24 protein-coding genes are annotated in these 25,508 nt (G+C 47.1%); 13 read left to right on the forward strand and 11 right to left on the reverse strand.

What is annotated here, in order from left to right; genetic code table 11:
* The first annotated feature begins 80 nt into the window (after window positions 1-80).
* Both QL223_RS18380 and QL223_RS18385 read left to right on the forward strand, forming a co-directional pair.
* Window positions 81-1,787 (forward strand): hypothetical protein, encoded by a 1,707-nt coding sequence (locus QL223_RS18380; RefSeq protein ID WP_281545571.1) that lies wholly within the window; start codon window positions 81-83, stop codon window positions 1,785-1,787.
* Window positions 1,784-2,497, forward strand: a complete 714-nt coding sequence (locus tag QL223_RS18385; protein WP_281545572.1) for a DUF3726 domain-containing protein — start codon at window positions 1,784-1,786, stop codon at window positions 2,495-2,497. Before QL223_RS18380 ends, QL223_RS18385 begins: the two co-directional genes overlap by 4 nt.
* A gap of 35 nt (window positions 2,498-2,532) precedes the next feature.
* Here QL223_RS18385 and QL223_RS18390 read toward each other — a convergent pair whose 3' ends face one another.
* Entirely contained in the window at window positions 2,533-4,056 is a 1,524-nt protein-coding gene (locus QL223_RS18390; RefSeq protein WP_281545612.1) for a trypsin-like serine protease, read from the reverse strand.
* A 303-nt stretch (window positions 4,057-4,359) separates the two neighbouring features.
* Window positions 4,360-4,935, reverse strand: a complete 576-nt coding sequence (gene yeiP / locus QL223_RS18395) for an elongation factor P-like protein YeiP (RefSeq protein ID WP_002538609.1) — start codon at window positions 4,933-4,935, stop codon at window positions 4,360-4,362.
* Window positions 4,936-5,328: 393 nt separating this feature from the next.
* Here yeiP and QL223_RS18400 point away from each other — a divergent pair, with 393 nt between their 5' ends.
* The 5 genes from QL223_RS18400 (at window position 5,329) to QL223_RS18420 (ending at window position 11,560) form a co-directional block, all read left to right on the forward strand.
* Window positions 5,329-5,862: an NUDIX hydrolase gene (locus QL223_RS18400; RefSeq protein WP_281545573.1), complete on the forward strand. Its 534-nt coding sequence runs from the start codon at window positions 5,329-5,331 to the stop codon at window positions 5,860-5,862.
* A gap of 338 nt (window positions 5,863-6,200) precedes the next feature.
* Window positions 6,201-8,363: a TonB-dependent receptor plug domain-containing protein gene (locus QL223_RS18405; RefSeq protein WP_281545574.1), complete on the forward strand. Its 2,163-nt coding sequence runs from the start codon at window positions 6,201-6,203 to the stop codon at window positions 8,361-8,363.
* A complete protein-coding gene (locus QL223_RS18410) occupies window positions 8,348-8,923 on the forward strand; it encodes a YfiR family protein (protein WP_281545575.1) in 576 nt (191 codons plus the stop codon). The genes QL223_RS18405 and QL223_RS18410 overlap by 16 nt, the downstream gene beginning before the upstream one ends.
* Window positions 8,920-10,851: a diguanylate cyclase gene (locus QL223_RS18415; RefSeq protein WP_281545576.1), complete on the forward strand. Its 1,932-nt coding sequence runs from the start codon at window positions 8,920-8,922 to the stop codon at window positions 10,849-10,851. Before QL223_RS18410 ends, QL223_RS18415 begins: the two co-directional genes overlap by 4 nt.
* An 85-nt stretch (window positions 10,852-10,936) precedes the next feature.
* Window positions 10,937-11,560 (forward strand): LysE family translocator, encoded by a 624-nt coding sequence (locus QL223_RS18420; protein WP_002538616.1) that lies wholly within the window; start codon window positions 10,937-10,939, stop codon window positions 11,558-11,560.
* Window positions 11,561-11,622: 62 nt separating this feature from the next.
* Here the strand turns inward: QL223_RS18420 and QL223_RS18425 are convergent, their stop codons facing one another.
* A complete protein-coding gene (locus tag QL223_RS18425; protein WP_281545577.1) occupies window positions 11,623-12,480 on the reverse strand; it encodes a LysR family transcriptional regulator in 858 nt (285 codons plus the stop codon).
* Window positions 12,481-12,602: 122 nt separating this feature from the next.
* Here QL223_RS18425 and QL223_RS18430 point away from each other — a divergent pair, with 122 nt between their 5' ends.
* Both QL223_RS18430 and QL223_RS18435 read left to right on the forward strand, forming a co-directional pair.
* Window positions 12,603-13,262, forward strand: coding sequence for a glutathione S-transferase family protein (locus QL223_RS18430; protein ID WP_281545578.1), 660 nt, complete (start codon window positions 12,603-12,605; stop codon window positions 13,260-13,262).
* Between the two features lie 9 nt (window positions 13,263-13,271).
* Complete coding sequence (locus tag QL223_RS18435) at window positions 13,272-13,871, forward strand: glutathione S-transferase family protein (RefSeq protein ID WP_281545579.1); 600 nt, start codon at window positions 13,272-13,274, stop codon at window positions 13,869-13,871.
* A gap of 68 nt (window positions 13,872-13,939) precedes the next feature.
* Here QL223_RS18435 and QL223_RS18440 read toward each other — a convergent pair whose 3' ends face one another.
* The 3 genes from QL223_RS18440 to QL223_RS18450 all read right to left on the reverse strand — a co-directional run bounded on the left by QL223_RS18440 (window position 13,940) and on the right by QL223_RS18450 (window position 16,824).
* Complete coding sequence (locus QL223_RS18440; protein ID WP_281545580.1) at window positions 13,940-15,409, reverse strand: aerolysin family beta-barrel pore-forming toxin; 1,470 nt, start codon at window positions 15,407-15,409, stop codon at window positions 13,940-13,942.
* Between the two features lie 159 nt (window positions 15,410-15,568).
* Window positions 15,569-16,033: a hypothetical protein gene (locus QL223_RS18445; RefSeq protein WP_281545581.1), complete on the reverse strand. Its 465-nt coding sequence runs from the start codon at window positions 16,031-16,033 to the stop codon at window positions 15,569-15,571.
* Window positions 16,030-16,824, reverse strand: a complete 795-nt coding sequence (locus tag QL223_RS18450; RefSeq protein WP_281545582.1) for a winged helix-turn-helix domain-containing protein — start codon at window positions 16,822-16,824, stop codon at window positions 16,030-16,032. Before QL223_RS18450 ends, QL223_RS18445 begins: the two co-directional genes overlap by 4 nt.
* A 687-nt stretch (window positions 16,825-17,511) precedes the next feature.
* Between QL223_RS18450 and QL223_RS18455 the strand changes: the two genes are divergently transcribed.
* On the forward strand, window positions 17,512-18,618 hold the full coding sequence (locus QL223_RS18455) for a M20/M25/M40 family metallo-hydrolase (RefSeq protein ID WP_281545583.1): 1,107 nt from the start codon (window positions 17,512-17,514) through the stop codon (window positions 18,616-18,618).
* A 48-nt stretch (window positions 18,619-18,666) separates the two neighbouring features.
* Here the strand turns inward: QL223_RS18455 and QL223_RS18460 are convergent, their stop codons facing one another.
* From QL223_RS18460 to QL223_RS18475, 4 genes are all read right to left on the reverse strand, one after another.
* Window positions 18,667-19,275: a LysE family transporter gene (locus QL223_RS18460; RefSeq protein WP_281545584.1), complete on the reverse strand. Its 609-nt coding sequence runs from the start codon at window positions 19,273-19,275 to the stop codon at window positions 18,667-18,669.
* A 32-nt stretch (window positions 19,276-19,307) separates the two neighbouring features.
* Entirely contained in the window at window positions 19,308-20,135 is an 828-nt protein-coding gene (locus tag QL223_RS18465; protein ID WP_281545585.1) for an AraC family transcriptional regulator, read from the reverse strand.
* Window positions 20,136-20,233: 98 nt separating this feature from the next.
* Window positions 20,234-20,578, reverse strand: a complete 345-nt coding sequence (locus tag QL223_RS18470; RefSeq protein WP_281545586.1) for a hypothetical protein — start codon at window positions 20,576-20,578, stop codon at window positions 20,234-20,236.
* Window positions 20,578-20,802: a hypothetical protein gene (locus QL223_RS18475; RefSeq protein ID WP_002538632.1), complete on the reverse strand. Its 225-nt coding sequence runs from the start codon at window positions 20,800-20,802 to the stop codon at window positions 20,578-20,580. Before QL223_RS18475 ends, QL223_RS18470 begins: the two co-directional genes overlap by 1 nt.
* Window positions 20,803-21,523: 721 nt before the next feature.
* On the opposite strand from QL223_RS18475, the gene QL223_RS18480 reads away from it, so the two are divergent.
* Entirely contained in the window at window positions 21,524-22,153 is a 630-nt protein-coding gene (locus tag QL223_RS18480; protein WP_039849971.1) for a class II aldolase/adducin family protein, read from the forward strand.
* A gap of 70 nt (window positions 22,154-22,223) precedes the next feature.
* Here QL223_RS18480 and QL223_RS18485 read toward each other — a convergent pair whose 3' ends face one another.
* Complete coding sequence (locus tag QL223_RS18485; RefSeq protein WP_002538638.1) at window positions 22,224-22,628, reverse strand: DUF4332 domain-containing protein; 405 nt, start codon at window positions 22,626-22,628, stop codon at window positions 22,224-22,226.
* Between the two features lie 406 nt (window positions 22,629-23,034).
* On the opposite strand from QL223_RS18485, the gene QL223_RS18490 reads away from it, so the two are divergent.
* Together QL223_RS18490 and cqsA are read left to right on the forward strand one after the other, a co-directional pair.
* Window positions 23,035-24,042, forward strand: coding sequence for an alpha/beta fold hydrolase (locus QL223_RS18490; RefSeq protein ID WP_281545587.1), 1,008 nt, complete (start codon window positions 23,035-23,037; stop codon window positions 24,040-24,042).
* A 262-nt stretch (window positions 24,043-24,304) separates the two neighbouring features.
* Window positions 24,305-25,489 carry an alpha-hydroxyketone-type quorum-sensing autoinducer synthase gene (gene cqsA, locus QL223_RS18495; RefSeq protein WP_281545588.1) on the forward strand — a complete coding sequence of 395 codons (1,185 nt, stop codon included), beginning with the start codon at window positions 24,305-24,307 and terminating at the stop codon, window positions 25,487-25,489.
* Window positions 25,490-25,508: the final 19 nt, after the last annotated feature.

Below are 25,508 nucleotides of genomic sequence, written 5' to 3' on the forward strand. Positions count from 1 at the left end.
TAACGGGGCAAATATGGGACAGCATGAATAACGCTGTCCCCCAATAATCAACAATGCTAAGCGTTTGTAGGTGTGGCTTCATGAATGCAAAAACTGCTATGGAAAGTGTCACTATGCTGCGTGATCCAGCTGTGGTGATGGATCCTTATCGATTGGGTGCGATGCACCAGACCCGTCTTAGCTTCGTGCGTAGTTTGCTGAGAAAGATGGAGTCTGAGCAGTGGAAAATTGAATGCGTTCAGTGGGACATTGCTGCAAAAGGGTTTGGTACAGCAGTCTATGAACTGCTGACGCCAAATGGGGTTTATCAACTGGTCGTTTTTTCAACGGCTATTGCCGATGAAGAGCGCAATGACCGTGTCATTGCGGAAAAGTGGGATGTGACCATGGCGCTGGTCAAGGGACGGGTTGATCAGAGAGAGCTGGATCGCTTGCGTCAAAATGTGCCGCTGCAGGAAGCTGGCAGAAATACCACGCAAGTGCTGGTTTTATCCCGAGCCAACAAGAGTGTGCGTGTGTTTGAACATCTGATTGACGCGTTGTCGGTTGGGCAACAACCCAATGCTCAGGAAATCGCAAATGTGGGGTACATCCTCCGCACAACCGCTGTCTATGGGAATGGAAAATTTGGGATTGCGGACTTTGAAACGCTGAATGAAAACCCGGATTTCCGTCTCTCATTCAGTGCGCAAATGTGTGCGGTTTATATGCTTCGCGAATTCAGTCTGGACTGGGTTCATTTTCTGGCGAAGCAAAAAGGCGGCGTTCATGCGACTACCTTGTCACCTGAGTTACAGCGCTATATCGGGGTAGGCAATGCCACGGGTTTGGGTATGGCGCCTTATCTTATTCGTCATCCAAGAGTGGTAGACAATTGGTTGACTCACCGGGAAATGGCTTTGGCGGCAGTGTCGCAGCAATCTGTCTGCGAAAAGAGCGCAGTGAGGGTGTTGTCTCTGTTACACAAGGCCAGAAAACACCTGAAAGAAGTCGTCACCATTGATGCGCATCAGAAAGGGTTAAACGCCCAGAGTGTGGATGAACTGCCGTCCCTGGAGCAGGACATTGTGATGCTTTCCTGTGATGGGTCATATTGGGTTGATGCCATCTCTACGGCGGAAAAATACTCTTTCGAAACACAGGAAATTCTGGTCACTTGTTTGCTCGAAACATTCCCAGACATTGTCGATCCTTTTTGCAATGAAATGAATGCAGATGAATCTTTGTCACTGACACCGGGCATTAAAGTGTCGACCATGATTTCTCTGCTGGAAACGCGTTATCGCTGGGCATTGGAGATAGATTTTTCTGAAGCAGATAATCAGTACTGGTTTTGGTATCGCTCACAGGATAAAGAAGAGCCTCGCATGGCGGTGCGCGGTGAAGAACCCGGGGAAGAAAAAGAGCTGGGGCTTGATGTCGGCAGGCAGGCTTCAAGGTTCTACCACTCGCTAAAACAAGTGGATTCATCCACATCACTGGCCGAGTTCCTGCTTGAAAATACACGCTTCAGAATGATTGCCCGTCGTATTTGGACGCTTGGCAATTGCCCCATAGGGGATATTCAAATCAATGTGCTGGCGAAAAATGTGCTGCCCATGCACCTGCTTCGCTGCAAGCTTTCGATGTTTGGAGCGACTAAGTTCGATCCCCGCTCTGACCGCTGGGTGAGAGTGACCTTGTTCCAAGGTGCTCCAATTTTTGCAGAATTGGGTAATGGTGCAGACACTGACTCTTGGCTGTTTCCTGTTTTAACCTCGTCTTCAGAGCAAAGGGAGGCGCTATGATCCAGGTCTCTCACAACGAATTGGTGGGGCTATGCACTAAGGCCTTTGATGCGTTAAACCACCCCCATGGTGAATCAGATACCATCGCGGAAACTGTGGTTGATCTGGAAATGGCAGGGTTGAGTGGCGTTTCGATGTTTGTCGAGGCTTTACCTACCTTAGATGAAGAGCGAGAAGCGCGTACTCCGCGGTGCGAAATCATCGACGGCAATATCCTCGTGAACCTTCATGGTGGCAGTTTGTTTTGCCACTTGCCTGCTTTGATTGATGTGGCAGTTGAAAGGCTAATTGGCGTCCCACAGGTGTCGATGTCAGTCAAAGATTGCCGCAACCGCTGGCTGGCATTTGGTGAGCTTCTTAAACTGGCAGGTAAAGGGCTATCAGTGCGTGTTTGCTGGCACAGGAATGACTCGCCGGATGATATCGAGTGCATTCTGAATGCGGGCTCCCGGTATCCAGATATTTACCTTCAAAAGGATCTGGGTCTCGAGGAGAACAGCATGCAAATAGAACTAAGCTTGGCTCCTTTTTCTGCCTCGAACAGTGCATCAGTGCCAACGATTTCCGCTCATGAGCAAAATGAAGCGGCGAGCGCCGCATGGGAGCAGGGAATGAGTATTCGCCTGAGTAATTGGGAGGCGTTAAAACACTACGCATCAAGGCTGTTGGTTGAAGACAGTGAGCGCTCAATGCGAGGAGCAGGAGAATAAAATTGCCCCGATGTTTTGCATCGGGGCAATTTTAGTTAGCGAAGGATCCAGGCGTCCTGCCAGTTGGTTCCCACGCCTGGCTCATAGGCACTTGGGGCAGAGCCACACCAAAGGTTATAAGGCCAAGACTTACATTCGTAAGTAGAACCGCCATTGGTGACGATATCGCCAGCTGAGTATGAAGTGCCTGCTACATAGCTGTCTGAACCCGTCGGTGGTTCTGGCGTCACTGGTGGTTCTGGTTCAACAGGCGGTTGTACTGGTGGCTCGACAGGGTTGACGGGACCACAGTCTGCAATGCCAACTTCTTCCCATACGCCCCATTGGCCGCTGGTGGATGGATGTTCACCTTGTGTCCACCATTTTGCACGCCAGAGTTTCCCATTCCACGTGACAGTGTCACCAGGCAAATAGACTGCAGTTTCTTGCCAATCGGTAGAGCAATACCCGATCGCTGGTTTGGCAGTGGCTGACACATTGGCTTTATATACCGTTGTTGTTTGGTCGATCTCAAACGTCAGGGTTGCTTTTGCAATACCGACTTCTTTGGCTCCAAACTCAATACCGACCTGACAGGATTCGTTCCCCTGCAGCGTAGTTTGCAGACATCGATCATTGGTGATCACAGGAGAGGTTGCGACGCCGGAACCAGAGACGCTTAAATGGTCAATCGTGAAAGGTGCAAACCCAGTGTTGCGGATAGTGAATGTGTGTAGTTTGGGCTCTCCAGCAATGAAATCAGCAAGAACTTGATTCTCTGCGTAGCTGAGGCTGACTTTATCTATGCCTCCGTAAACAACACCATCAACAAACTCACGAAGAGCAGCGATATCACTGTAAACGCCGTATTTGTCTGGGCGGGCGCAGCCGACACCCCAGCTGACAATACCCAACTGGGTTGTTACACCACCACGGTTAACAACAATTGGGCCGCCACTGTCACCCTGACAGGAGTCAATGCCACCTTGCGGTACACCCGCACAGAATGACACACCTCCGACGGACGTGTAACTGCCACCTGCTTGACGACAGGTTGCATCAGAAACCAAAGGTACGTCCACTTCCTGCAATACTGTCGGTGAACTACCACCCTCTGAGGTTCGGCCTAATCCTGCTACGGTCAGTAAATCTCCGTCTGACACATACTGGTATAGCGACCCTTCAGCTATTTCAACTGGTGTTAACCCCGTAGGCACGCTGGCGAGTTTAAGCAAGGCAATATCATTGGCCAGATTGCGGGTGTTGAAATTGGGGTGGATATAGATCTCTGAAACATTAACCCGCACACCATCGGTGCCATTGTATCGGTAGCCGCCAATCTTAACGGCAATATGGTTTGGTGCGTCGGTGTCCACACAGTGTGCGGCAGTCAAGACAAATCCCTTGCCGATGTAACTGGCACCGCAGAAAGAGCGGTTACTGTTTGAATTCACAATCTGGGTATAGAACTTCCATTCCGCTGGGTTGGCATCTACGCCACCGACGATACGTGGCGACACTTCAGCAGAATTAAGGGTGATCGTCTCAGCAGCGAATAGACAAGGTGACATCAATGTCATGGCAAGCGCCATTGTTATTTTGTTTTTCAATGTTTGCTCCTTGATTTACAAAGCGAGCGTTATGCTCACTTAAAAAGAAGCAATGCAGCGCGCTTATAAACAAGTTGCAACGTGAGAGTCTTCATTGTTTGCGAGTGACTCTCAATTTTCTAATTTTCAAAAAGTTGCATGTTTCGTGGTTTGGAGAGAAAACCACAAACCTTGTTCAAAACTTTTTTGGCTGGGAAGATGTGGTTTGCAATAAGAGTGAGATAAAAAAGCCCCGGCAAGATGACCGGGGCTTGATTGAACTCGGGTAGAGATTTACTTGGATTCTACACGGTTCATGAACTTGTGTTCAGCGGTGTTAACGCGGATTTTGTCGCCAGGCGCCACGTATTCAGGAACCTGAACAACCAAACCTGTGGTCAGCGTTGCTGGCTTGGTACGCGCACTTGCTGAAGCACCCTTGATAGACGGTGAAGTCTCGGTGATCACCAGATCAACAGCCGAAGGCAGTTCCAGAGCCACAGGTTTGCCGCTCACAGCCAGTACCTGAATGCCTTTGGTTTCTTCAGTGATGAACAGCAATTCTTCTTCGATGTCATCTTTGTTGAAGTGGTAAGGGGTGTAGTCTTCAGAGTCCATGAACACGTACTCGTTGCCATCAACGTAAGAGAAGTCAGCAGGGTGGCGACTGAAATCCGCCAGAGTAATCATGTCGTCTGCTTTGAAGCTTTCGTCAACTTTCGCGCCGGTTGCTACATCGTAAAGACGCATACGGAAAAGGCTGTTGCCCGCGCGGCCGCTTGGCGTCAGCTTAGCAATGTCTTTAACTGCCAGTACTTTACCGTTGTGTTCGATAACGGCGTTCTTTTTAATTTCACTTGCCTTTGGCATGGTCACTGTTCCAGTTGAATAACTGATGCGAAAAATATCACGAATCCTAATTTTGGCAAGCGACAGCATGTATCATCAGTGAAGAATTAGATGCTAGGGGCTGTTGACCTTTGGTGATGATTTTTTGCAGCCGTTTGTGGGGATTTTATGCAAGGCAGAGGCTTCGATGTGTAGCAGGCCTACATGAGAAGCCGATAACGCAGCAGAAATTCCCCACAAAGGCTGCCCGAAGGGTTCAGCTCTAAGCGTTTTATGCTTTGTTGAGGTGTATTTGCTTAGAATGACTAGGCGGCACACACCTCGCCGCGCCTAAAACGCTTATAGCGAGAACAAAATTTAACCACCAAAGGTCAACAGCCCCTATTTAATGGTTCAGAACGGAATAGCAGAACAATGATTAAACAGCTCGATACTAAAGTGGTCTACCAAAACAAATGGATGACTGTTCGTGAAGACAAAATCCTTCGCCCCAGTGGCGCTGAAGGTATCTATGGTGTGGTAGATAAACCTGATTGCGCGGTGATCATGGCGATTGATAACGGACAGGTCCATTTAGTCCAGCAGTTTCGCTATACCGTTCAACAGCGTTGTTGGGAGCTGCCGCAAGGCGCGTGGGAATCCCGTCCCGATGCTGATCATCTTGAATTAGCAAAAGGCGAGCTACGCGAAGAAACAGGGTTAGATGCAAAAGAGATGGTCTATGTGGGCGCGCACTACATCGCTTATGGTTTCCTCAACCAAACCTGTCATATCTATTTAGCGACTCAATTGACGGATGTGGGTAAGTCTCTTGATGTTGAAGAGGAGGATCTGATCTCACGTCCTTTCCCCATCGAGGAATTTGAGCGAATGATGATAGAAGGAGAGATCAAAGACAATGTCACTGTCGCTGCTTATGGACTGGCGAAATTGAAAAAGCTGGTATAAATGCAGTCTTCCGCTTTATAAATGAGAAATTGCTAACTCATTGAAATCTATTATCTGATCTGGGCTTCTTTCGTCATATAAATGACGCAATTATTGATATTGGCGTCATTTATATGACTTACAATGAGATATGCCTCTTAGCGTGCTAAAAACCCTATTTTCTCCTTCCTAAATCGCTATTCTGCCCGTGCTGTCGCACGTATAATCTCGCTCAAAGTACACTGTAATTCAAAAGGTGATCTACCGCATTTTGAACTCAGCAACACACGGATGACATGTCACCTTACGGATGCAGATTTACGGCAACGTGCCAATAACGATTTTCTGGAATACGCGAAATGCTTAAAGCCCGCCGAGCCGCGATGGCTGCTTGTTTAAGCCTACCTTTTTCATTGCCTTCCCTGGCTGATGTAGATCTTGATGCGCTGCTTGATATGCCGCTTGAGTCTCTTTCTGACACCAAAGTGGTATCAGCGACCCGAACTTCACTTAGCCTTGCTGATATTCCCGCCGCCGTTCATGTCATCACGTCAAAAGAGATTAAACGATCGGGTGCGAGATCTGTCGCCGACGTACTGGTGCTGGCACCGGGTTTACATGTCGCCAAATTCTCTAACTACGATTGGGGTATCGCGGCTCGTACTACCAACGAAGCTTTGAGTAACACCATGTTGGTGATGGTTGACGGCCGAAGTGTGTTTAATGGCATGTTTTCGGGTGTGGACTGGGACTTAATTCCTGTCAGCCTAGATAACATCGATCGCATTGAAGTCGTGCTCGGGCCGGTGGGAACGATTTGGGGCGGAAATGCCGCAAATGCTGTCATCAATATTATTACCTTGGACGCTGAAGATGCCCCAAGAAAACGGGTATCTGCTTCTGTCGGTAACTATCACTATCAGGAATATCAGGTTCGACACGGCGGTGAAGTCTCGGACAACTTCTTCCTGAGCGGGTACGCCGAGTTTGTTCAGCATATGCCTTGGACGACGGATCAAGAGCTGGTAAAAGATCAGCAGCACTTCCGTGTTTACACTGAACGATTCGGTATGCGCGGCGATTACCAAAACCTCGACCGTACCATTTCCTTCCAGGTGGGTGGCATCCGTTCCCGTGAAGATTACCAGTGGCTAACCTACCAACCCCACTTCCTTTATCCGGGGCAGGATATGGAAGATTATGTGGCGTTTGATACCGAAATGGTGGCTGAGGAATACTTCGCAGGGATTAAATATCTTCAGGAGTTGAGCCAAGACACTCACTGGGAACAGCAATTCTGGCTGACATACAGCAACAGTAATGGCAGTGATCGAAACGCCTATTTTACCCGCTTCGATTCAGAAACAACCTATACCGACAGCAACGTGCTTGGTGGCCACTTTATGGTGGGTCTGAACTATCGTTTGGTCGATGAATACTTCCGTCCGTACAGTGATCACGAAAGATATACATCGCCGTATCTGCGTGTGACTGATGAACCTGGTTTCACCAATCAAAGTGTTGCGCTGTATCTCAACTATACCTACCCGCTGACGGATAGCACCGAATTGATGGTTGGTAACCGTTGGCAGTATTTCAATTTGGTAGAAGACACTTTCGCTCAACCACAAATTCGTTTAATGCAGGATCTCAGCGACAACCAACGAATTTGGGCAGGTTGGGGTCGAGCGGTCATTACGCCAGCACGCCAAGGCAGAACAACGGATTTCCATCAAAACATCTATGCCAGTGACGTAGCGTTCTGTGAGGCCGGAAACCCAACTAACTGTTTGCCATACACCTTTGATTATATGCAGGTCATTGTGAATCAAGGTGATGTAAATATGCCAGTTCCAAAGGTGGAGACGTTTGAGCTGGGTTATCGCTTCTGGCTAGATAAGACGGTTCAATTTGATGCCAATCTCTTTTTAAGTGAAGAGTCGGATATTCCAGCATGGCTGTTGGAAAGTGCTGAGCGTAATTACATCTGGGAGGACTCTTCTCCGGGCACTGTCGGTACCATTATCGATGTCTATAAATATCGCCAGATAGCGCCATTAAGTGCTCGAACCCACGGTGGCGAATTAAGTGTTAAATGGCAACCATCGAGCGATTTTCAGGTTAACGCCAGCTACTCCTACCGCAAAATTAAAGCAGAGTGTCACGGCGAGGTGTGCGGAAGCAGTGAAGGGCCGCTTCGCAGCTACGAAAACGAACCTGTCCACCTCGCCAACGCTCAAATCATGTGGGATATCACGCCGGATCTTTGGGTCAGCAATGTCTTGAACTACGTCGCTGCTTCCAAGCCAGATGAGCTGTTAGGCAGTCACGAAGATTATGGCTGGCCAGAAGTGCTGACTTGGGATTTTATTGCAGGCTGGAAACCTGCCAAAGATTTCCCGGAATTTATCTTCTCGGTAGAGAACCTGTTTAACGATCAAGTGAATGAGTACCCTGAAAGCTATAGCGGCTTTGATAACGGCACCCAATACTGGTTGGAAATAGATTGGCAGCTTCCGTAATGCCCCCGTCTTGGCAGCATCTTTATCAACACTACAAAGCCAGAGCGTTTACGCTCTGGCTTTCGGCGTTGCTTGCCTTCTCAATCAGTACCTGTGCGTTGGCTAGTGATATTCAGGATGACGATTTGAAAGCGGTCTATTTATTCCGCTTTGCTTTATTGGTGGATTGGAAGTCGTCGCATCAATCGTTATCTCAATATCACTTCTGCGTGGATGCCGATAACGGTGTCAGCCAAAAATTGAAGGCAATTATTCAACAGAAGCCTCAGGCAGTGTTTCATCAAATCCAAAATACCCAAATCCAGCCACCTGGGTGCCATATTGTTTATTCCACTGCCGATCAGGCTGACCAAGTGTCAGCACTGAAAGCCCGCTTTCCTGATGCATTGCTAGTGGGAGAAGGGCGCCGGTTCATCAGGTCGGGTGGCATGATGGCATTTGTTCGTATGAATAACCGGATTAAGCCATTGATCAACAGAAGTCATTTAGCGGGTGCTCCGTTCTCTCTCCGTTCTCAACTGCTTTCAATAGCGGTAATTGATAAGGAGGACAAAGCATGATTGTTCGTTGGCTGAATAGCCTCCCGCTCAGAATCAAATTAGTGTTACCAACCTGGTTTTTGATGACTGCAGGCGTAGTGCTGCTGGGCTTTGCGATTGAAAATGTCGCCGAAGACAAAATGGAACAAAGCCTGATTGGACGTACCAAAATCCTGACTAATGCTGCAGCGGTTAACCTCACGGCAGCACTGGCATTTGATGACAAACAGACAGCGCTGGAACAGCTTGAAGCGCTGCGTGTTGACCCTGATTTGATTGGTGCAAAGGTTCGCACTACCGATGATGCTAACTTTGCGTCAGTCATGGAGTTGCCGCCGGATTGTCGTTCAAACGGTAGTGCCATTACCTGTAGTGATACACAATTTGAGCGCGTTAAGAAACCGATAGTGCTTGGGGAAGAAATTCTTGGTTTTATTGAGGTGTATGTCTCCCGAGCCGCGATTGAAGAAGAACGCCATTTCTTAGTGGGCTATCTCACCGCAGGCACCAGTTTGCTCTCTCTGTTGGCATTGGTTTTTGCGCAATTGTTGCATCGTCTGGTTTCTCATCCACTGGCATCTTTGCATCAATCGATGTCTTCTATGTTGCGATTGGGTGTGTTCGGGCGTGCGATTCCCGTCAAACACAACGACGAGCTGGGGCAATTGACGGCGTGCTTTAACGATCTGGTTTCCAATTTGTCTGAGCGCGATTATCAGTTAAAGCAAACCCTGAACCAGTTGGAAAATAAGAGTCAGTACATTGGAGAGGTGCTGGATACCATGGAGCATGGTGTCATGGTTATCGCGCCGGGTGATGTCGTGACTTATTTCAACCCTGCGGCGGAGTATTTGCTGCGTCAGGTCTACTGCTCACCGAGAAATCTGCCACAGCTATTACAAACCTTCTCGCCTGCATCCCGGGTTCATGCGATCTCTTATGCCATTGACAATCACCAGCCGATGAAGGGCATTGAGCTGACACATACGTTGACTGGAAAGGTCTTTCAGCTCAGCACACAACCCATGTTGGCGGCGCAACATTCACTGGTGCAGTTTGAAGATGTCACGGAGCAGCGAGAGGCTGAGCAGCGCCGTAAACTGGCAGAGCTGATCTTCGATAAGAGTCAGGATGCGACCTTGGTGATGTCTCGTGATCTCACCATCAAAACGCAAAACGCCGCCTGTATTGATACCTTTGGTGTCCACTACTCGTGGCGCACCCTGTCGACAGACAGTGAAAGCCATCTGAGCTTTGCGGAGCTGAAGACGTTGCTCGCAGACGGCACCATGGAGTGGCATCGTACACTGGTTGGACACGGTGGTGTTGAAATGCCTTGTCAGGTCGTCGCACGAACCCTTACTAACCATCGAGGTAGCGTGGAAGGTTTCGTGATTACCATTGTTGATTTGTCGACAGAAATGGAAATTCAGCGCCTTAACTACATCGCAAACCACGATGCGCTGACAAGCTTGGCGAACCGCGCTCATGCGCTGGAAAAGTTAACCCAAGACCATGACAAAGAGCGCGATATGCACATTCTGTTTATCGATTTGGATGGCTTTAAATCGGTGAATGACCAGTTCGGCCATCAGGTGGGTGATGAGCTGTTGAAAGTGGTAGCCGAACGTATGAAAGCGTCCGTGTCACGCCGTGATTTTGTCTCCCGTTTGTCTGGTGATGAGTTCCTGATTGCGTTGTATGGCAATGCTCCGGTCGATGCCATTGCAAACCGACTGCTGGAAAAACTCAGCGATGAAATCGTGATCAACAATTGCAAGCCAAAGGTAAGCGCAAGTATAGGTGTTCGCTATTGGTCTGCGAATGATCCGTCATCGTTGGCACAAGTTATCGAACAGGCAGATAAGGCCATGTACGACGCGAAAGCAAACGGTAAGAATAGATATTCTTTAGCCGCGAATCTTGCTGTGCGGATGGAAGAAGTTTGAAAACTCAGTCGAAACTCAAACTGAGGGCTATGCTGGCTTTTGTTAGTGTCGATCATACGGTGAAAAGCAGCGTGAGGAACAATAGATGACTCTGGAAGGAGCGATTACATTCAGCATCGCTATATTCGTCTTTGCCATTACTCCCGGCCCGGGCATTTTCGCCATACTGGCGCGAGCTATGGTGACTGGCTGGCGAGATTGTGTGGCGATTTCTTCTGGCATGGTAGCAAGTGATTTGATTTACCTGACGCTAGCGTGTTTTGGTCTAGCAACCATTGCAGAAAATTACGCAGGGTTGTTTACCGTGATTCGCTATGTGGGTGCTGCTTACCTGATTTATTTGGGCTACAAGATGTTCAAAGCTTTGCCGCAGGTCGCGCAGTTATCTGAGGAAACCGTTAAGAAATCCTCCGGTGCAGCCGCTGATTTTGCCCAAGGCTTCTTGATTTCAGCTTCAAATCCTAAGGTTATTCTGTTTTATATTGCGTTCTTGCCAACTTTTATGGATGTGACGCTTCTTAGCATGGGTGACGTAGTGCTGGCGAATGTACTGGCAGGTTTTGCCTTGATGAGTGGTGTCATGATGATCGCTGTGGGCGCAGATCGCGCAGCAAAGCTACTCAAAACGGAAAAAGCGGTTAAGCGAATGAATCGCAGTGCCGGTTCTCTTATGATAGGTGCGGGTGCGTATTTGGCTATCAGTCGTTAGGCTTAAGAATCTGGATGCAAAAAGCAGCCTTAAGGCTGCTTTTTTTGTCTTTAGCAATCTCATCAGGCGATTTTTGCTTGCGCTGCCGTGAACTGATGGGAAATGGAAGAAATCATCGACGGCGTGATCATTGGATGTGAATGGGTCGCGGCCACAATCACAATATCTATAGCAGGAAGTGGCGGTAAGTTGGCACCCGACAGCACTTTCAGATCTGATGGTATGCTCCCAGACGCCATGGCGGAAAGCGCCTGTTGGTTTCTCACCAAACCTACCAATGTTGATGCGCTGGTAGTGAACGCGACCAAATCGACATCAATACCAAACTTGCCGAGTCCATCAAGTGCGGTGGTATGGAACTTACAGCTTTTATCAAACAAGGCTAATGGCAAAGGTCGACGTTCCACTAACGTTGGGTCATCACCACATACCCAGACACCTTTATCATGCTTTATCAGCCAACCTTCGTCAGAGTCGGGGGCTCGGGTGACGATGGCCAAGTCCAAATCACCGCTGTCGAGTCGTTGACGCAAACGTACACTGGAAGCGCAAAGCACATCAAAGGTCACCTTGCCGAGTTGCTGTCTGAAAGCCTCAAGTAGCTCAGGGAGCAATGATTGGGCATAGTCGTCAGGGCATCCGATACGGATAGGGCGGGTGTTGTCTTCACGTATGAAAGCATCCAGTGCTTCATCGTGTGAGGCAACCAGTCTCCGGGCGTGGCTGACCAAACGCTGACCAGCAAGGCTCACGGTAAGTGGCCGTTTATCTCTATCAAACAGCGGACTGCCAAGCTCTTCTTCCAGCTTTTTAATTTGCATACTGATGGCAGATTGCGTGCGGTGAATCTGTGCCGCGGCGCGGGTAAAACTGCCTGTGTCCACGATGGCTAAAAAGCTTCGCAGTGAATCGATATCCATTCTCGATCTGTCCTTGCATCATGAAATCGAATACTAGGTATCAAAACTATGCGTTAGAAACCTGTCCTGCTTCTGAGCATACTCGTTCATATCAACAAAAAGCAAAAGGAAAGGAGAGCCTGATGAAACTGATAATCGCCAACAAGAATTACTCAACATGGTCACTACGTGGCTGGCTGGTTCTCCGAGGCTTTGATATTGATTTTGAAGAAGTTGATCTCGATTTGTTTACGGATGCTTTCTACACCGAGGTGGGAAAACACTCAGGCGCCGGAAAGGTCCCAGTGCTGGTGGATGGTGATGTTGTCGTTTGGGACTCTCTGGCGATCTGTGAGTATGTCAACGAACAATATCTCAATGGAAAAGGCTGGCCAGAAGACGTCGCACATCGTGCCAAGGCTCGTGCACTCTCTGCCGAAATGCACTCTGGATTCACGGCACTTCGCGGAGAGATGCCGATGAATATTCGAGGACGCCGCAATATCTCGGCGTCGGAAGCGTGCTTGAAAGACATCGCGCGCATAGATGCAATCTGGACTGAGCAAATGGCACAGTTTGGTGATAAAGGTGGCTGGCTGTTCGGTGACTTCTCGATTGCAGATGTGATGTATGCGCCTGTCGCGTTGCGCTTTTTGTCCTATGGCGTTTCAGTGTCCGCTGAAGCGCAGCGCTACATGGACAAGGTGTTGAGTGATGCCGCTATGAAGCAGTGGATTGAGGAATCAAAACTGAACACAGTTGTGGTTCCGCAGGGAGAAGCGGGCGCAGAGATCACGGGTTAGGAGGAAAGGATGCTTGTATACGGAGACATGAAGTCCGGAAATTGCCTGAAAGTGAAGCTGATTCTTTCATTTCTGGATATTAAGCACGATTGGCAGCATGTCGATATCTTGAAAGGCGAGACGAAAACGGCCGAATTTCTGGCGGTGAACCCAAATGGGAAGATACCCGCAGTGGTTTTGGATGATGGCCGTGTGTTGTCAGAATCAAACGCCATATTGGGCTATTTTTCAGAAGGTACTTCTTATCTGCCGACTGACAACTTCTTAAAAGCCAAAGTCTACGAATGGCTTTTCTTTGAACAATACTCGCATGAACCCTTTATTGCGGTAGCCCGTTTCATTCAAAAATATCAGGGAATGCCTGAAGAGCGGCTTGATGAATACCACTCGCTTCAAGCCGGTGGACACAAAGCGCTGAAATTGATGGATCAGCAACTTGGAAAATCGACCTTTCTCGTTGGAGATACCATGACGGTCGCAGACATCTCGCTATACGCCTACACGCATGTGGCGCACGAAGGTGGGTTCAGTTTGGAAAGTTATCCAAATATTCTGCGTTGGATAAATGCTATCGCCGACAGTGAGCGTTACGTCGGCATGCCCGATTGAAGCTCTGACAAATCCAACATTAAAACCGCCGCATATGCGGCGGTTTCTCATTCAATTCACAATATCCATTACTGCGCAGCTTGAATGCTGATCTCTACTTCACCAAAGCCGAGCGCACGCATTTCATCAGTATCCAAATTGGTTTCCAGCTCAATATCACCCTGACGAAGTGTTTCCGTCACACTGCGTTTAGAGCGACGCGACTCAGAGATAGGTTGTGCCTGCCCAATATCGATGGTGCCTGCATACTGGGATTCTGCATAGAAATCACCGGAAACAACAGCTTCGAACGGACGAAGGCTTTGGCTGGTGACGCTCTGCATGTTCTGTAAACCATTTTCCTGAATGGCCCAGCTCCAATCCCACCATTGTGATGCGCCCGGGATATGACGAATATTCCACTGGTGCCGAATATCGGCAGAAGGCTCACTGGCTCGTCCCATGGTGAAAGTATGTTTGTGGGTAGGGCGGTTGGTTGGGTGGGTATGCCATGCATTACCACTCCAGCGAAGGAAGCCGTCGAATTCGACATCATAACTAACGTCTGCGCTGAACCGGTAAGGGTAGGAGATACTTGAACGGTATAGCTCCACGCGAATAGGGATCTCAGAATTGGCAGGTACCATAGGGCGAGCCTGAAGTGTGACTGCTTCTGAGGTCGCACCACCATTGGTGTTCGCCCAGCTTTGGTTAGCTTCCAGTTTGATCGTCAATTCTGTTTCGCCGACCAAAGGCCACTGGAACGTGTTTTTGGTTTGCACGGATTGTGAGAAACCATAAGTGTTGGTTTTCGACCAGTTGGTGGATTCATCCACTTTGAGGTCAATGACCACCTGCTGTGCAATGTCGCTGCGGTTTCTAGCCGTTACATACACGGTTTTCACCAACTGCTTGCTGGACTCAGTCACATCACCGTGCCAGAAATCATCACTGTTCAGCGTGTAGTTGAAGTTGCTGACTTTGATAGCCGTTTTCTCGTCGCACCGGTACCCGTCACAGGAACCACGGTTGTTGCCTTGAATTACCCATTTGTCACCTTCCTGACGGACCGACATGTCTCTGCCAACATAAGGGCTACTGTTTCCGCCGACCCAAGCGTACCCAAGGTTGTGAGCTAGATTGCTTAGTGGGCGGATAAACTTGCTTTCATCCGAAACCAGATTGTATTGAATATCGATTTCTTCTCCTTCAGGCAAAGTATGTTTCGCCACGTCAGGAATCCCTGTATTTCCCGTGTTGGTTGGATGGCACCACGTACTGTAGTTGGGTAAATCCTGTTTTATTCGCCCTTCATGTCCAGTCCCCATGATGACCCAGTCATCTTTCAAACCGGTAATTTGCCACTGACCCATTTTCGATAGCAGATAGTCGCGATGTAAAGTGGCTTCACTGCGTGTGATAGGACGATAACCGGAGCGACATACATCTTCTCCCTGGTAGTCGACAACAAGCTGATCAGGAAAAATCTTCGCAAAGCTGGGTGTAGAAAACGCTGAAAACAGAGACAGTGTGATCAGCGATAGGGTGACTCTAGGCATGGCTTTTTCTCCATTGTTTTTAGATGTTGTGTTCCTGCGTTATTGGTAACGCAGAGCCAGCATGGCACCGCTCTTGGGTGGTGCTAACTGAAAAACAATGAAAAGTAATCGCCAATAAAATCATCGTATTACGACTATATTTTCAAACTTACTCTTGCTTTATAAGCGGGTAATTAACTGGGTATGCTCGGAGACTTCATCCTTGATGAGTAAGAATTCTGGATCTTCATAGATAACATCCAGTTTTGCCAGACAGCTTCCCTCTTCGGAAAACAAGTAAGGCGTCGCATACAAAAAATTGGTGGTCTTGCTTAGGTTATCGACATAGACCAATTTGACATCACACTGAAGAAGGAAACTGGAATCGAGTGTTGATGCTAAGTGTCCTGTCAGCCTCACCAGACTGGTTTGTTCAGTAGTGCCATCTTCTATGCTGGAAACATGAATGATAGAACGACCATCAACAGCAGTCTGGCCTTTGGCAATGGTAGTACTGTGATCGGGATGAACTTGCACGAGGAAATGCTGGTAATGACCAGACATTAATTGTTGTTGCCAGGGCAAGGCTAGTACACCGATAAACACGCTGGTGCTAAGGACGACAAAAGCAATGGTGACTTTCATTTTCGTTGCTCCACAAATTGCGTAATTTGAGCTGCGACGACGGGAAACTGCCCCGAGCGATAAGTGAGGTTAATGGCGTCTTGCGCTTGGCGATGGAACCATGAAAGCTCATTTTTACCACCTCCGAGCCCGACATAAACGACACAATCACACTGGTTTGAAGCGAGTAATCGCCTGAGAGGTAGTGAGAGTTTTACGGACGGGGATTTAATCAGCACCAATTCACCAACATGCTGTTTGGTTAATGTTAAGTGGGGGGCTGGCCAGGGCACGAGATCCAGTTTGACGGAGAGAGTGGCAAGTGTGGTAAATGCCAAGGCGATAGAGAATGCGTTGAGTGCTGCTTTAATATAGCTAGGGCGGATGGGGAGCTGATGATTTTTATGATTGCTCTCCGAAGCTACTTGTTGCTGCTCGGGCAAGGAATCGAGATCCTTTCTTGGATTGGGTAATGCTTCTGAGTGGCTGTGCTCGTGGCTACTTTCCAATGGAATCTCAATGCATTGTACTCTGCCCGGTAGTGCTCGATATCCCACTCTTGGAGCCGTAACGATTGGGCTCTCTTTGACACCAAGTTTTAAAAAAGCGTGCCTTAAAGTGCTGATGGATTTAGCCAGTGAGGTATCACCCACACAGACGTTTCCCCAGGCGTGGGTAATAATTGTTTGCTTCTCGATCACATCCGGCGCGCGCTCTAGCAGTAACTCGAGAATCAGTCCTTCCCGGTGACCAATACCCACACTTCGTGTATCAGTAAATATCCGGTTTTCCACTGGATCAAATTTTATCATTTGCATTCCTGCTTGCATTGTAAATTTGACAAATGCATAAGAAATAGAATCTCCATAAAGGATATCTATATGGGATTTTAGTTGATTGTTAAAGCGAAATTTACAACGTTAAAAATATATTCTCTGCTTCTTGGTTATATTTAAATTTCATTGTTAACTAATATATTAATATGGTGGGTATGACATGCTCTCTCTAAGTGTTTGAAAAATCGTTAGGTGAAGCCTACATTCATTAATCTATCTTTATCAGTGGGTTGGGTGTAATCGGTTGCATGGGTCGAATGCGGTTTTAACTGAATGCCATTACTTGCATACATTCGAGAAGAAGTGATTGAATAATCTTTTGACACTCTTTCTTTGGATTCTCTTTCTGCTAAATTGTCATGGTTTTGTTATTTTTATGTCATTCCTAAAATTTGCTTTTCCGCTATAAAAAGGTTCCTTTTTCTGCACGTTATTCTAGTCATTAATATTTCTGTTTTTAAGAGGGATATTTCGATGGCCTTGATGGACAAAACCGATGTGTAAAGAGCAAGTTGAGGCTTTTGGTAACGACGGACCTGATAACTGGAAGATTTCGGCGGATAGACAACCAAATCGACCTTTTCTTTGATGTAGCCCATCAAAATGTTCTGCGGGATAGGTTTAAGGTGTTGCCTCATCCCGCAGAGAAGAAGTCGCACACCGATGACAAAGATTAATCAAGAAAGACTGGTTGAGCATTTTATTGAGCTGGTGAAAATTGACAGTGAATCTGGCAACGAAAAAGCCATGGCAGAAACACTAGCAGAGCAACTGGGTCAAATGGGCTTTGAAGTCACAAAACTTCCTGTGCCTGAGCACATCACTAACGGTTTCAACATCTATGGCAAGCTGGCAGGCTCGCAGGAAGGCAGCATTGTGTTCAGTAGCCACATGGATACTGTTACCCCTGGCAACGGCATCGAGCCAGTGATTGAAGACGGTATTATCCGCTCGAAAGGTGACACCATTTTGGGTGGCGATGATAAATCTGGCATTGCAGCCGTCATGGAAGCTGTGCGCACAATTCAGGAAAGTGGTGAAGCACACAAGACCATCGAAGTTGCGTTTACCGTTTACGAAGAGCTTGGTCTAGAAGGTGCTAAACACTTCGACATGAGCAAAATTGAATCCCAGCAAGCCATCGTGCTGGATTCAGGCGGCCCTATCGGCACCATTATTACAACTGCTCCTGGTCAGCAAAGCCTGAAAATCACCATCAAAGGTAAACCGGCGCACGCTGGCCTTGCGCCTGAAACGGGCATCAATGCCCTGACTGTCGCATCTGATGCGATTAGCCAAATGAATCTGAGCCGTATCGACGAAGAAACCACGGCTAACATTGGTGTAGTTCGCGGCGGTCAGGCGACAAACATTGTGATGCCTGAACTGTATATAGAAGCAGAAGCGCGCTCGCTGAATGACGATAAGCTGGCGAAGCAGGTTGAACACATGGTTTCAACCTTCGAAGCCGCGGCGGAAAAGCACGGAGCAGGTATTGAGATCGAATCTACCCGCTCTTACAACGCTTACCAGATTGCAGACAGCGATCCGCACGTTGTGGCCATCAAAGCTGCCTTCGAAGCCAACGGTGTTGAGCCAGTGACCAAACCAACAGGTGGCGGCTCAGATGCGAATATTTTCAACGAGAAAGGCCTGAAAACCGTGAACCTTTCTACTGGTATGGCGAAAGTGCACACGACAGAAGAATTCATTGCCATTGCAGACCTGATTGCGATCAGTGAATTTGTGCGTACCTACGTGACGCGTTAATCGGCTGATAAATAAAAACCGCCTTCGGGCGGTTTTTTAATCCTTCCTTTATTGTCCAAACCAAGGAAGATAAGTTTGCTGATGGGCGATGTCTAAGGAAACATAGACCAACAGAACTGACATGCTGATATTGAATACCCGGAAATAAACGGGATTAGCTATGCGCTTGCCAAGCAAGCTGCCGATAAGGGAATAGGAGGCAGGTGCGCCAAAAGCCAGTATAGTCAAGCTCCCAATCCAGAACAGGCTCTCAATCCCATGGATGCCAGCAGCAGGGAACTGAATCGTCACAATCGGGAGCGTCGCAATGATGCCCTTTGGGTTAAGCAATTGCAGCACCAGTCCGTCGTGGAACGTCATCGCGTTTTTATTGCATGAACTCTTATTGATGTCCACTTTCGCTTTGGCCAGCTTCCACGCAATGTAAAGAATATAGCTGCAACCAATAATGCTGATATAAGGAAGGGAAGTCGTGGAAACTATTGTGCCGCCAATCAGTAACATCGAAATGAAGAGAATCAGCATTGCGGTAGCAACGCCTGCGAAAAATCCGAGATCCTCTCGTGTGCGATTTTGAAGTCCGCCATTCAGGCCTAGAAGATTCACAGGGCCTGGAGAATACATAATGCCAAAGGCATATGCCCAAAGTTCGAACATAGGAAATCCTTTATAGAATTCAGAGAGGGAAGTTAGTCAGAGATTTGAAGCTGGTATTGCTTTGGCGTCATACCAAAGACGCGCTTGAACCTTCGATTGAAATGGCTACTGTCGGCAAAACCGAATTCCTGAGCGACATCGCTTGCGGGTTGTCCGCTTTCCAATGCTTTGCGAGAACCATTAATACGACAATTGATGACGTATTGGTGAGGTGTAATACCAAACTGCGCCCGAAACTGACGGATAAAGTGATACTTTGACATGTTGGCGGCATCAGCAAGATCGTCAATGGCGATATCTTTAGCGAGGTTGTCCTGCACAAAGTCTTTGGCGCGTATTAGCAAGGTATCTCTGCGGTTTGTTGGCGTGGCCTCATCTAACATGCCAGCTAATGACACCAGAGTATGTGAGAGGTTAAAGAGTGCAGATTCCTGCTCAATACGATGGCAGGAGGGATCTTTAATCAGGCTGGAAAGGATCAACGCCTGATTGCGGAGTTTAACATCGTTGAGTAAGCAGCCTTTGATTCGTAGCGACGTTGGTGTCTTCACGCCAAGCGCTTTGGTTTGAGCAGTAATACTGTCTGGGTGGACGTAGAGCATCAAGTACTCGAGGTTTTGGTCTCCTCCTGAACTGCCGTCATGGACATCTTCCGGATTGAATAGGATAACGCCGCCTTCAGGACTTTTATGGAAAGCGCTCTGACAGAAAAAATCCTGCCTGCCTTTAAGAGTCACACCAATAGAAAACTCTTCGTGGGCGTGTTTGTCGTAAGTGAAGTCGCTCATATTTGCGTCAAGCACAGCTACACCTTCAAGGTGTTCATTATTTACAAACTGGAAGCGATTGTCTGTGTCCACGTCCGTTCCCTCATCCGTTTGTTTAACATCTTTGCAAAATATAGAAGGGAGAGGAAACGAAAACTTGAACAAAATTGCGCGATTTTCTGTTTATCGCGCTATTTGGTGGGTATTACCATTTGGCGAATATGTTGACGAACCTCTTTCGCGTTTGATTCTGTCAGCAAGAGATTGGCGAGAGAGATCATTGCGATGGCAAAATAGGCGCCTGATGAAAGAAACGATCCCCAGCTAAAGAAAGCGAAGGTCATAAATGAAAAAAGGCCGATAAGAAAAAGTTGGGCGAGCTGATTATAACTAACACTCAGGATCCCACTGACAGGATCATTTTCTATGGTGACTGGCAAGGTACTCCATCCCCATTTCACACGCACCTTGCCGTCTTTCAATACTGCGTTAAAGCCGTTTTCCCTGAGATGCTGGCTGAGTTTGTCTAAATCCACTAAATGCCACCGATACTGTCTGTGTGTCCAAATGTAGAACCACAACAATCGCATTGCTGATAAGAACTGCCAAGTACCATATCCATAGAGTTCGAAAGCACTATCGTTGCACGCCGAAACAAAGTCGCATCTGGCTCTGCCTTTCTTGGCTCAAGTTGCACCAGTGTGTGGGCAGTCATTTTCCCGCAATCACTGCAGTAAAGTTTGTTCTCTTGTTCTGCCATATTTACCTTCCTTGGTTGATAGGCGTACATCCTTCCTGATTAAAACCCATGAAAACGCCGTTCAAACAGAATTTCAGACTACTTGAGCCATCGCGGTGAAATGAAGCCAAGGCGATAAAAGTGTGAAGTGATTCCAAGTTTGGCTGCACTATTGCCTAATACTTGTCCGTTTAGTCTCTGGGTACAGACATTCTGACGCATTCAAATGCTTTTGGTATGGATCTAATGCTCGGGCGTAAGAAAGATCCAAATGCTAAAGAGTATCGGCATGAAAAACTGATGATAGGGCTCTCAATGATCGAAGAAAATAAGATGGATTGCTCTCAATAACTGTTGGCAATAATGAGAAAAGAGAAAAACTTTAGTGATATTTGCCTAATAAATGTTGATAGAGGTCTCATTAATAAAATAAAAACGGATCAGATCGCATTTTCTGTTGCGTGATCATCAAAATGATAAAAAATAACAAAGTGTGGTGAGGAAATAATTAAAAACGCATTCAGCCACATCAATATCATTGCCATCCAAAAAGGAAAAAGGATCATTTCCTGGTGATGATATGGATCCTTTCTTAGTTTCGTACTTAGAAAGGATCGTAAATAAGTTAGTGTGTATTGTTCGGTGATAAATAATGCGATCGTATAACAGCGATCAATATTCTGAACATACAAACCTTGAAAACGCAGCGGTGCACTGGAAGCGAATTTGTTGGAGATGTGGCATGTTTGGGCAAGGCGATCTACGAAATAAGCTCGTTGATTACGGTCGTAAACTCTTTTTGCAAGGACACGATACAGGAGAATCCGGAAACCTGTCGGCTCAATTAGAAGATGGAACTGTCGTGGTAACGACGAATGGGCTGAGAATGGGTCGTTTGAAGCAAGAGCATTTCTCGGTGGTCTCTCTTGATGGGAAACTTATCTCCGGCGACTCTCCTAGTTGGGAAGTCGATCATCACTTAGATATTTATAATGCCAACCCGAAACATAAAGCCATATTTACTATTACACCAAAGCATATTTCCAAGTTAGTTCAGAAAGACGAACTGGATGTCGAAAACGTACTGCCGACTCTGTCTCCTATCGTGGCAATGAGAACGATGACGCTTCCTAAAATTCCGCTATTTAGATCTTCAGGATCTTTTTATCTGGCAGAAAAAGCCAAACATCACCATGCCATTTTAATCGCCAATTTGGGGTTGGTAGTTATGGGAAAAGATCTTGAAGATGCGCTTTGTAATGTTGAAGAGTTGGAAGAGACTGCAGCACTGAGAATGCAGGCAGCTAACGACAATTTCCAATATCTGAGCAATGAAGAAATTGCCGAAATAAACTCGGTATTCGCGCATTGAAAAGTGACGAATTTCCAGAAAGATCCTAAATAGAAGCTGGCTATCATGCCAGCTTCTTTGTTTGGGTATCTTAATAATGGATCGCGCGGGGAAGATCTTTCGCTTGTGCTATCCAATCTTCTACTTTGCTTTCGCCTGGCAATTGGCGAACGAGATTTTTCTCTTCATTTACCTCTGCCATTTTCGCGGTTAGATTTGCTGCGTTGCGCTGTGCTAATTCTGGCACAGTATCAACCCCTGCAAATTCCAGAAGATCAGCATATTGAGTACTGATCCCTTTAACACGTGCCAAGTCAGCGCGGTTTAGCCACTTCAGCACGAGTTTGCTGCTGATGCCACTGTCTTCTGCAATGGACTTACGACCTGAAGGTTGAGCGCCTTTTTCCAGAAGTTGCTCAATGGTTGAAATACCAATCGCTTCAAGTTTTTCCGCGTAGGTTTCACCAATACCTTCGATATCAACAAGCTTAGTCATTTGCTCTTTCTCCTTAACTAGTGAGCGAGAGGCCTGCATTTCCTGAGTGAAAAGAGACGAATTGCGGTGGTGGAAACACAGGCTCATTTAATCTACTCAAGCAACTCCTTATAAAAGTGTCTTGAACTTGGTACTGAGATAGAAAGAGCTGTTGTGGCAATACAATTGTGTTCAAACAACCTGAAATGCTCGGGTAGGGGCGCTCTGAATAAGGATGTTTGATTTACGTGTGATCACAACGATGTCAAAGTCACAGTACCCTGCATTATCAGGTTTGTTTTAGCGTTAAAGGTAGCAAGGAAAAGAAGCCGCCATCACAGTAGATGATGTTAGAAAATGAAGGAGGTTTACATTAAAAAATAGTCACTTAAGATGAAATGTATTCGTTATCGCAAAGGATCCATTTATGTCATTTGACTATCAGATTGAGGACGACCTGAGCCCAACGCCTAGCGGCACACTTGAGCAATTCAGTTTCGACGCTCCCTCATTGAAGGACAATGTTGCGGGTGAAAATGCTGACAGGGAGATCATTGTTTATCTTCCTCATGGCTACTATGCCGATACCAACCGAACTTTCCCTGTCATCTATGTCCTTCATGGTTACGAAGGTGAACCGAGTGCCTGGTTTGATGAAGGATTGAATGACGAAGCTGGCCTTGACGATATTTTGGATGAACTTATTGATGAAGGGGATCTTGAACCTTCTATTGTTGTGGCTGTTGACGGCAGAAGTTCATTGAATGGCTCTTGGTATATCAATTCACCAATATCTGGGAATTTTCTTGATTACCTGACGACGGATATCGTTAAGGAAATTGATATCCGTTACCGAACCCAGCCAGGAAAGATAGCGATCATGGGACACTCTATGGGAGGTTTTGGCGCGATGATGGCCGCCTTTGAATTCCCTGAGCGATATCGCACCTGCGTTGGTTTAAGCCCGGCAGGCATGATGATGAAAAGGCATGACTATCAGCGGCATTCTGACTTTTTTGAGCAGGAGCTCGCTAAGCTCACACGGGGAAGTGAGCCGGAATGGTTTATTTATGCATATCTCACGATTCTACGCGCTATTGCACCTGATGCAGAAAACCCTCTGCTTTATATATCAAAGGATATCAATCAAATTGTCGCCGCATTGGAAAGTTTCCAGCTTTCAGAAATGGCAATAAACCGGGCAGAGAAAATAGCCGACTTACCGATTTACACTGAGATAGGCGATAACGAAGGGGAGTCCGTCGGTGAGCCTATATTAGCTAACTTTAGCGCCATGATTGAGACATTTGAGACACTGCAACTTAATGTTACTTCCCACATATTTTCTGGTGGGCATACAGATAAAGTGATTGAGCAAATCTATCGAGGTCTAAGATTTATTGGTGGCGTATTCCGGGATAAATCCTCAGTGTAAATTCTATTTAAATATTGAAAAGACGAGCTTTTTTGATAGTTCGTCTTTTTTGTATGCCCATTGATTTATACAGGTTAATTCAATAAATAATTCTGTAAATTCGCAAACTTAAAAAGTCTGACCACTTAAGCCTCATACATAATCAGCCATATATTCAGGCAGCAAAAACTCGTTTTCGACGGCTTGCTGAAGTGCTTTGGGTATAAACCAAAACATCAAACGCCGCTCTTGGCGTTTTTCTTTAACAAGAAGAGGCTTGGCTATGGACAATCATTCAACTAATACAAAAAAACTCCCTTCTTTTATCGATGCGCGTCTTAACTCTTTTTTGCGGGATATGACAGAACCTTATAAGAATGCCAGGCCTCTGCCAGTGAGTAGCCGGCCAGGAGAAGGCGCTGTTGTGATGCAAAGTAACGATTATTTATCGCTGAGTCTTGATGACAATATCCAATCAGCTCATCTCAATGCCATTGCCAGTTCCAGTGAGAACGTGGTGATGTCAGCGGTATTTTTACAGGACGAGGATCATAAACCTGATTTTGAAAATAGATTGGCAGAATTTGTCGGTATGGATGGCTGCGTGCTGTCTCAGTCGGGCTGGGCTGCGAATGTTGGTTTGCTCCAAACCATTTGTGAGCCTGGAACCCGCGTGTATATCGACTTTTTTGCCCATATGTCACTTTGGGAAGGGGCGAGAATAGCCGGTGCGCAAATTATTCCTTTCATGCATAACAGCGTGAGTAATCTAAAACGTCAGATTAAAAAACACGGTGAAGGCATTATTTTGGTGGATTCGGTCTATAGCACTATTGGCACGGTGGCACCGCTCCCTGAAATCTGTGATGTTGCTGAAGCATTTGGTTGCGCGCTGGTTGTCGATGAATCTCATTCTCTGGGAACGCATGGGCCAGAGGGATCAGGCCTTATCAATGAAATGGGCGTGCGCGACCGCGTGGACTTTGTGACGACCAGTCTTGCCAAAGCTTTTGCCTATCGCGCAGGCGCAGTGTTGGGGCCGCACAAACTGATTACATCTTTGCCTTTTGTGTCGTTCCCCGCGATTTTCAGTTCCACGGTACTGCCACAGGAAATCGCTCGCTTGGATGCTACGCTTGACGTCATCATGAAGGCTGACCCTAAGCGAAGGCGACTGTTTGAAATTTCCGACTTACTGCGTGCTGGGCTTCAAAACATTGGGTTCAAGATACGAAGCGACTCCCAAATCATTTCTTTAGAGTGTGGTGATGAGCAAAACACGGAACTGGTGCGGGATTTTCTGGAAGCCAATGGCGTTTATGGCGCGGTGTTCTGTGCGCCAGCAACGCCAAAAAACAAAGCGATCATCCGGTTCTCTCTGAGTGCCGACATGAGCAACAGGGATATCGATCAAGTGCTAACTGTATGCCAGGCAGCGTATGATCATCCTGAACTATGTTTCTACTAACTTTGTTGAGCCTCTAGGG

Source organism: Grimontia sp. SpTr1 (genome assembly GCF_947387585.1).
GTDB classification, from domain to species: domain Bacteria; phylum Pseudomonadota; class Gammaproteobacteria; order Enterobacterales; family Vibrionaceae; genus Enterovibrio; species Enterovibrio indicus.